An 8,410-nucleotide genomic window follows, 5' to 3' on the forward strand; every position below is an offset into this window, starting at 1 on the left:
GAGGCGTTGAAAGACAAGGGGATAAAGGTCTGCATCCCGGGCCGGAAGTCTCGCAAGAAGGCGGTGAAATACGACAAGAGGCGCTACAAACGGCGCAACCGCATCGAGATCATGTTCGGCCGCCTGAAGGATTGGCCAATCGTCGGGAAAACAGTCCCCCGGACTGTTTTCTGATCCTCCTCATACGTCGCGACCCGATACGACCGGTGCCCGGAAACCTTCTTCTCTGCGATCATGCTAGCCGCAACCATCTTGTTCTGGCTGTGAAACTCAATGAGCCTGGACGCTAGGTTTCTGGACCAGGGAAAAGAGGCAAGCCCGGCTTGCGCGCGCCAGTCAGCTGCGGTGACAGGCTTGCCTTTGGCTCCTCGCATTCGCATTGATAGTCGAAGCCGCACGGAAGCCAAATGGGACTTCCGCCAAGCTGCCCGGCCAACGCTTGGCTGCCAGGTTGTCGTCGTATTGTCACCCCGACAAACACCTACCCTGCCCTGGCATATCCGTCACGAAGGCCGAGTGGTAACGCGGTCCAGGCCAAGGGGAAGTCTTGCTGCCGGCCTTTTGGGGCCATCAGAGCCCGTCGCACCGGCAAGGCCGGTGCGTGCACGGGTCATCGAGAAGCTTCGAGATCTGCGGCAGGATGGCATGCCCAGATCGCACGCAGGCACGGCGTGCCAACTGCGCGCACCCTCCTCTCACGCATCGGCTCCTTTGCGGTCAATGATGGGCCGCGCGGATCAACGGCACCTCATTGCCCTCCGCGTCGTAAAGCCTGCCGTCGACGAAATAATCCCCGTCCCGAAGCTGCGCGATATCCGTATAGCGGATCGTCCGCTCCGCCGCGGCGCCAAAAACCGACGGCTGATCCGAATTGCCGGCCGTGAAATGATTGAACAGCAGATTGAGCACGATGGCCATCAACGCCGAGGAGCTGATGCCGGAATGGAAGATGGTTTCAACCCAGGCCGGAAACTGATCGTAAAATGACGGAAGCACGATCGGAATGGTGCCGAAGCCGATCGAGGTCGCCACGATGATCAGATTCATGTTGTTTGCATAATCCACCCTGGACAGGGTGCGGATGCCGCTTGCCGCGACCGTTCCGAACAGGACGATGCCGGCACCGCCGAGAACCGGGCTCGGGATCGCCGCGACGACCCGGCCCATCACCGGAAACAGCCCCAGCGCAACCAGGATCAGCCCGCCGGTCGCCACGACATAGCGGCTCTTGACGCCGGTTACCGCCACGAGGCCGACATTCTGGGCAAAGGCGCTTTGCGTGAACGAGCCGATGACCGGCGCCAGCATGCTCGACAGCATGTCGGCGCGAAGCCCGTCCCCCAACCGCCGCGAATCCACCTTGGTCTCGACGATCTCGCCGACCGCGAAAATATCGGCCGAGGTTTCGACCAGGGTGACCAGGATGACGATGAACATCGAGATGATGGCGGCGATCCCGAAGGTCGGATAGCCGAAATGAAAGATCTGCGGCAGGGCGAAGACCGGCCCCTGGCTGACCTGAGAAAAATCGGTCATGCCGGTCGCATAGGCGATGGCCGTGCCGATCACCAGGGCGAGCAGGATCGACAACCGGGAGATCGCCGCATTGCCGACCTTGCTGAGCAACAGCACGATGACCAGCGTCACGCCCGCCAGCAGGATATTGGCCGGGCTGCCGTAATCGGCCGCATTGCGGTCGCCGCCCATCGCCCAGGATCCGGCGACCGGCATGAGCGTCAGGCCGATGGTGGTGATCACGATACCGGCCACCAGCGGCGGAAAGAAGCGCGTGATGCGCGAAAACACCGGCGTGATCAGCAGGCCGAGAAACGAGGATGCGATGACCGCGCCGAAAATGGCCTGGATCCCGCCATTCCCCGAGATGGCGATCATCGTCGCGACCCCGGCGAAGGAAACGCCCTGCACCAGCGGCAGCTGGCAGCCGAAGAAAGGCAGGCCGAGGGTTTGCAGGATGGTCGCGACCCCGCCGGCAAACAGGGATGCCGTGATCAGCAATCCGATATCGGCCGGCGTCAGGCCGGCAGCCTGCCCGACGATCAGCGGCACCGCGACGATACCGCCATACATGGTCAGGATATGCTGCATGCCATAGGCCAGGTTGGCCGCAAGGCCCAGCCTCTCGTCCTCTGGCCGAGCCGTTTCCGCTTTCCTAGGTGCTGCAATCTGCACAGTCATCTCCCCCTCTCCTTGCAAGCAGGCTCTCCCCCTGTAAGATTGCCGGAACTTATCGGCATAAGCCGGAGGTGACTTTTGCAGAATGCTATAAGCTGAGTTAATCCGTCCTAAAAAATCGGCCGGGCCGCATGGGCTCGGCCGCGTCCGGTCAGCCGCTGCGCTGCGGACCTTGCCGTCGGCGCCATGCCGAAACCGGCATGGCGCCGGCCCCGTCGAGAATGTCCACCGGGCGCGTCATGGGAGAAAGCGTCGGCCGCGCCGCCATAGAACAGGCGCCGCGTCTGGCAGATCAGGCCGCAACCGGCAAGGTCTCCGGAAGGGCGGGCCGGCTGCCGGTTGCCTCGACAAGATAGCGTAGCAGGTAGTCGCCCACATTCCCGGTCAACGACCCGCCAAGCCGGGGATTGATCTCGAAGATCTTCGGCTTGCCGTCCACCTCGCGGAAGTCGATGCAGCAGGTGCCGTCATGGAAACCGACGGCATTCAGGATCTTCTCGAAAAGGTCCAGATGGTCCGAACCGTCCTGCCATTCCAGCGTTCTGTAGCCGGTATTGATCCCCTTCACATGCGGAATGTCCGGCATCTCGAACCGCGCGGTTCGGGCGAAGACGCCCTTGCCCTGCCGCAGGAGGATATGCGCCGAAAGCTCGATCGTACCGGGAACGTATTCCTGCAAGAACTCCTGTGCCGGATCGTGGGCAAGGGACGACGCGCCCGGCTGCACGAGGGCGATACGGGACTGCTTGCCCCATTCGTCGCGCCGGCGCTTGATGATGACCGGTTCGTCAAGCGGAAGCCGGTCGCCATTCGAGAAGACCCTGGGGACATGGTCTCCGAAGCCGGCCCGGACCATCAGCCGGTTGAACCTGAGCTTGTCGTCGCAATTCTCCTGCGCGGCCGCGCTTGGAAACAGCGCATTGAACCGCTCGCCTCTGGCGCGCCTTTGATCCAGGAAATCGCGGTCCCACAAGGTCAGCGGCACGACGGCGTCAAAACCGGACAGATCCGCATCCCGAAGATCCGCCATATGGCTGCGGATGCCTGTCGCCTCCGCGCCGCGTTGCAAGGCGTCGGACCAATCCGCTTTCATGCCGAACAGAACACTCTGCACCACAAACCCTCCCAAAACTTGTAAACAGCCGATTGCAATCGCGGGCGGACAACAATCAGAACACGAAATACAACCCTTGGATGCCTCAGCTCCGCTTGCGAGAGAAGCTGGCTTTTTAGGCAGATAGCACCCCTTGCGGCCCCTGTTTTTCTGGCAACCGCCGCGGCAGCGGCCCTCCCTGTCCCGCGCTCGCGGCGTGACACGGCGCTGTCATCAACCGCGTCTAGTCAACAAGCCGGACAATACCAGCCATGGAGTCAGCAATGACCGACCTTCGCCAAAGCCAGATATTCCGCACCTCTAAGCTGGAGGAAGCCGACGGGCCGGGCCTGAATCCGACCGGCAATCCCACGATGGGCGACATCATCGCGGCCCGCTTCTCGCGCCGCGGTTTCCTGAAGGGCTCGATGGCCTCGGCCGCCATCGCCGCCACCGTCTCGCCCATCGCGATCCTTGCCGCGGACGAGGCGCGTGCCGGAGCGGCCTCGGCCTTCGATTTCCCCGAGGTGGAGGCCGGCGTCGATGCCGATCACCATGTGGCCGCCGGCCATGACGCCGACGTGCTGCTGCGCTGGGGCGACAAGGTGTTCGCCGATGCGCCGGATTTCGACCCCGCCCGCCAGTCCGAAGCCGCGCAAGAGCGGCAATTCGGCTATAACAACGATTTCGTCGGCTTCATCCCGCTGGAGGGCGCCGAGGATCGCGGCCTTCTGGTGGTGAACCACGAATATACCAACGAACATCTCATGTTCCCCGGCATCGTCACCATCGCCGACGGCAAGATCGCCGTTGCCGACGCCACCGAGGAGCGGGTCAATATCGAAATGGCCGCGCATGGCGGCACGATCATCGAGATCCGCAAGGTCGACGGCAAGTGGCAGCCGGTTCTGGATGCGCCGCTGAACCGCCGCATCACCGCCAAGACCGAGATGCGGCTGTCCGGCCCGGTCGCCGGTCACGAGCGGGTCAGGACCTCCGAGGATCCGGACGGCACCAGGGTCTTCGGAACGATCAACAATTGCGCCGGCGGCGTGACGCCCTGGGGCACCTACATCATGGCCGAGGAAAACATCCACGGCTATTTCCTGGGCGAATTGCCGGAGGGCCATCGCGAAGCCGAGAACTACAAGCGCATGGGCATCCCGGCCGGCGACTATCAATGGGGTAATTTCCACCGTCGCTTCGACATCGGGCAGGAGCCGAACGAGCCCAACCGTTTCGGCTGGGTGGTCGAGGTCGACGTGCAGGACCCGAACTCGATCCCCAGGAAGCGCACCGCCCTTGGCCGCTTCAAGCATGAAGGCGCCGAAAGCGTCGTCGCCAAGGACGGGCGCGTCGTCTTCTATCTTGGCGACGACGAGCGCTTCGACTACGTCTACAAGTTCGTGACCGCCGGCAGGTTCAACCCCGACGACCGGGCCGCCAACATGGACCTGTTGGACAAAGGCACGCTCTATGTCGCCCGCTTCGACGAGGACGGTTCGATGGAATGGCTGCCCCTGGCCCATGGCCAGGGCCCGCTGACCGCGGAAAACGGTTTCGAATCGCAGGCCGACGTGCTGATCGAGACGCGCCGTGCCGCCGACCTGCTGGGCGCCACGCCCATGGATCGTCCCGAGGACATCCAGCCCAACCCCGAGACCGGCCGGGCCTATGTGATGCTGACCAACAACACCAAGCGGGATGAGGCGAATGCCGCGAATCCGCGCCTCAACAACGCCTTCGGCCATATCATCGAGATCCTCGAGGCCGATCAGGATTTCACCGCCACGACCGGGCGCTGGGAAATCCTGCTGCAATGCGGCGATCCCTCGGTGGCCGAGGTCGGGGCAACCTTCTCGACCGAGACCACGAAGAACGGCTGGTTCGGCATGCCCGACAATGCGGCGATCGACGCCGAAGGCCGGCTCTGGGTCTCGACGGACGGCAACAGCCCGTCGGATACCGGCCGGACCGACGGGCTCTGGGCGGTCGATACCGAGGGGGCCGCACGCGGAACCTCGCGGCTGTTCTATCGCGTTCCCGTCGGTGCCGAGCTGTGCGGACCCTGCCCCAGCCCCGACATGACCACCATGTTCGTTGCCGTGCAGCATCCGGGCGACGGCGGCGACGACTGGGAAGGGCATGGCCGCCCTTCCTATTACGAGGACCTCTCGACCCGCTGGCCGGATTTCAGGGACGACATGCCGGTCCGGCCCGCGGTCGTGGCAATCACCAGGCAGGGCGGCGGGCGCATCGGCTGACCGGACGAGGACAACCGGCAGCGGCGGTTCGAACCGCCGCTGCCTGGCCATCCGGCGGAACGTCCCGGGGTTTTCGGCAACCAGCGCCTCGGGGGCGGCGTTCACGCCGCGGCAAGGGCGCTCCGAAGGCCAGATCGGAAAAAGGCTTTCCGGATAGCAGTTGCAAGCCCCCACGCCGCGGAGAAGCCCGGAATTGCGCGGCCGCCACCAAGGAAGTGCAGATAATCTTTTGATTTGGAAGAAATGGTGGGCGACCCTGGAATCCCATTCCCTCATTTCCCTCAGTGATTGTTGCCCTATGTGTCCCGCAAATCCATGTTGCGGGACACTCACCAGTCTAGCGCGGCCAGCGCCTTAACGCCATCCGCCGCAAGAATTTGTCGTTTAACACGCTTGGTATAGATTTCGCTGGTCTTTGCCTGGGTATGAGCCATGACAGCCATGACCTGATACTGCGTGCACCCGTTCTGGGCCATCATCTCTCCCACCGCCTTGCGAATGCCATGCGACGAGCGATCCGGTATCCCTGCCGCGCTGCACCAACGCTGGACACGCACCCGCAGCGCCTCAACGCTGGCGAAGGGTTTGCCCTTGTCGTTCAGAAGGTATGCCGGGCCGTCGGCTGCGCGAGTTGCCGCGATCAGGGGCGGCATCATGGGGATGGAAACGAAGGCCGATCCGCGCTTTCTGGGTTGCCAGCCCAGCCAGAGTTGCCCGTCGCGCATCACTTCCTGCGCGCGCCCCAACCAGATCGCATCCCCGATCCTGCACGCCGTGAAGGCATGCAGCGTCAGCCAAAGATGCGCAGTCGTGCCTCTGGGATGATGTTCCCTGAATTTCTTCAGTTCGGCGACGGACCAGGGGACGGCGCCACCAGCAGGATTGAAGTTGATGGCCTTTATCGCCGCTGCCGGGTTGTGCGCGATGTACTCGCGCTCCTGCGCCCACGTATAGACCGCCCGAACGGTCTTGATGAGATTGTCCGCAGCGCCCGGATGCGTAGCCCAGGCATCCCGGATTTCGATGAAAGCGGCAGCGGGGGCATCCATGTCGAAATCGCCATAGCGCACGCTGCCCTCGCCCGAATAGTCGCAGAGACGGCGCAAGACACTGCGTCGTTGCTTCAGCGTTGCGGGCGACATCTGCCCGGCCTCGACCATCCGCGCGACAAAGGACAAATATTCCGCGCAGAGCCAGTCAATCGAGCCCTTGACCGCCTTCGGCTCAGACGGAGACCATCTCTCACCTGCTCGCGCCGCGTGATAGTAGTTAGCGAAGTCTTTGTCTTCCGGTCCGACCGGAAGGTGAATACGAACATGCTTCCGGCCCTCGACGCGAACGCGATAGCGAGGAGAGCCGTTGCGATGGCTCTCGATCAACAATCCGGGGAAGTCCACTCTCACGATCTACCTCGTTGCCCAGGATTTCGGGGCGATCTGGCGGGGCGCGGGGCGTGCATGCTGTCCAGCCTCGGCACCGGCTAACGTCACAGAAATCGTACCGTCTTTCGCCACAGTATAGCCAGCGACGTTCAGCCCGATATCTTTAGCCGCCTCAAGCGCCCGGCGGATCGCAGCCTGAGTAGTAGTTGGTGCCGGCATGTCATCCCCCCTTCGGACCGCTGCTGTGCTGAAGCTCTGCAAAGCGCGATGTGCGGTCGGCTTCCCGCAGCAGGATCTCATCCATCTGATCGGGGGTGATGAAGATGGCGCGCCCGATGGAAAAATACTGTCCGTGTTCCCGCGCCTTGGACCTTAGCGTCCGTGGCGACAGCTCGACACCGCGCGGGCGAAGCTTTGCCGACCACTCCTCGGGGGTGCGGCCCAGATCGAAAATTTTCGACATGGCAGGTCTCCTTTCCTGTAAGCTGGAGACCACGCAAGGTTCGCTTTGGTCAAGACCTTGAGAAATATCCTTTATTTTAGTGCAGGAACTTGCACCTTTTGCAGGGAGATGTCGCGAGATGGACGGGAAACTGCCAGAAGCAGCCGTGGATTTCAGCTTTGATGATGACGATCTCGACTGGGACGATTGGATAACCGCCGATTTTGATTCGCCAGACGTGCAGAGTGAGCGCGCACCTGTCGCGCCGGTCGGCGCTATCCTCAGGCAAGTAAGGCAACAGATCGGGCCTAAAGGTATCTCTCAAGAAAAGATGGCGAAGCGGCTGGGCATCCCGAAGCGCACTTACATATCCTACGAAACGCAGGAAACGGCCAAGGTGCCCGCCGAAGTGCTGAGACGAATCGCGGCAACAACCGACGTTGATGCCGAGTTCATCCTGACCGGGCGCACACGTTACATCGACCATGGGCCGATCCTTGACGACGCATTTCGGCTAGCGGAGTACCTTGCGAAGCATATCCACGCCGGTGAGGAACGGCTCTCCTACAACGACATCCAAGAAGTTGTCATCAGGGTGCTGGCTGAACGTGAAGAAAGACGTCAGCTTACGGGAAATCCATCTGCCCAGTACACGGGAGGAGATATTGCCGATGCGGTCTGGGAGCACACGGAATACAGCCTGCGTTATCGGCGTGCTCTCGCTGAAGTACCCTATGATGGTCGGTAGATCGGTCAACTAGGGGGCTGCCACTCGAGCCCAGTAACGGGCGCCATCGCATCCGACCTTAGCTGACAGTCGACCCGCGCCAATGCTGCGGGGCAGCGCTCCCGACAGCGGTCGTTCGTCCGTGGGACGGCAAATCTGGCTGCTGAGAGGTGGTCCTAGGGACAATGCACGGGTAACAGGTAACGGCCCGATTGTTACCGTCTGCCTGAGTTTGGGCTGATGGATTAAGGCACGTGCATAGTGACGTCGTTAATGACGTGTCTTATGCGGGTGTGGGGATGCGGGGCG

At 62.4% G+C, this 8,410-nt stretch carries 6 protein-coding genes and 1 pseudogene; 3 read left to right on the forward strand and 4 right to left on the reverse strand.

Annotation, left to right across the window (positions count from 1 at the left end):
* Positions 1-267: pseudogene (locus tag AQY21_RS00965) on the forward strand (hypothetical protein); the annotation flags it as partial.
* Positions 268-717: 450 nt separating this feature from the next.
* Here the strand turns inward: AQY21_RS00965 and AQY21_RS00970 are convergent.
* Positions 718-2,196, reverse strand: a complete 1,479-nt coding sequence (locus tag AQY21_RS00970; protein WP_058096040.1) for a nucleobase:cation symporter-2 family protein — start codon at positions 2,194-2,196, stop codon at positions 718-720.
* A 289-nt stretch (positions 2,197-2,485) separates the two neighbouring features.
* On the reverse strand, positions 2,486-3,307 hold the full coding sequence (locus AQY21_RS00975) for a hypothetical protein (RefSeq protein ID WP_152988036.1): 822 nt from the start codon (positions 3,305-3,307) through the stop codon (positions 2,486-2,488).
* Between the two features lie 263 nt (positions 3,308-3,570).
* On the opposite strand from AQY21_RS00975, the gene AQY21_RS00980 reads away from it, so the two are divergent.
* Entirely contained in the window at positions 3,571-5,550 is a 1,980-nt protein-coding gene (locus tag AQY21_RS00980; protein WP_058096042.1) for a PhoX family phosphatase, read from the forward strand.
* Positions 5,551-5,879: 329 nt separating this feature from the next.
* Here AQY21_RS00980 and AQY21_RS00985 read toward each other — a convergent pair whose 3' ends face one another.
* A complete protein-coding gene (locus tag AQY21_RS00985) occupies positions 5,880-6,953 on the reverse strand; it encodes a tyrosine-type recombinase/integrase (RefSeq protein ID WP_082657878.1) in 1,074 nt (357 codons plus the stop codon).
* A gap of 199 nt (positions 6,954-7,152) precedes the next feature.
* Entirely contained in the window at positions 7,153-7,395 is a 243-nt protein-coding gene (locus tag AQY21_RS00990) for a hypothetical protein (RefSeq protein ID WP_058096043.1), read from the reverse strand.
* Positions 7,396-7,513: 118 nt separating this feature from the next.
* On the opposite strand from AQY21_RS00990, the gene AQY21_RS00995 reads away from it, so the two are divergent.
* Positions 7,514-8,122, forward strand: a complete 609-nt coding sequence (locus AQY21_RS00995) for a helix-turn-helix domain-containing protein (protein ID WP_058096044.1) — start codon at positions 7,514-7,516, stop codon at positions 8,120-8,122.
* Positions 8,123-8,410 lie beyond the last annotated feature (288 nt).

This window comes from Paracoccus sp. MKU1 (assembly GCF_001447385.1).
Lineage (GTDB): Bacteria > Pseudomonadota > Alphaproteobacteria > Rhodobacterales > Rhodobacteraceae > Paracoccus.

Excerpts from the sequence above, each read along its gene's own strand:
- AQY21_RS00995 (WP_058096044.1), top strand. The coding sequence starts at position 7,514 with ATGGACGGGAAACTGCCAGAAGCAGCCGTGGATTTCAGCTTTGATGAT.
- AQY21_RS00970 (WP_058096040.1), bottom strand. The coding sequence starts at position 2,196 with ATGACTGTGCAGATTGCAGCACCTAGGAAAGCGGAAACGGCTCGGCCA.
- AQY21_RS00990 (WP_058096043.1), bottom strand. The coding sequence starts at position 7,395 with ATGTCGAAAATTTTCGATCTGGGCCGCACCCCCGAGGAGTGGTCGGCA.
- AQY21_RS00980 (WP_058096042.1), top strand. The coding sequence starts at position 3,571 with ATGACCGACCTTCGCCAAAGCCAGATATTCCGCACCTCTAAGCTGGAG.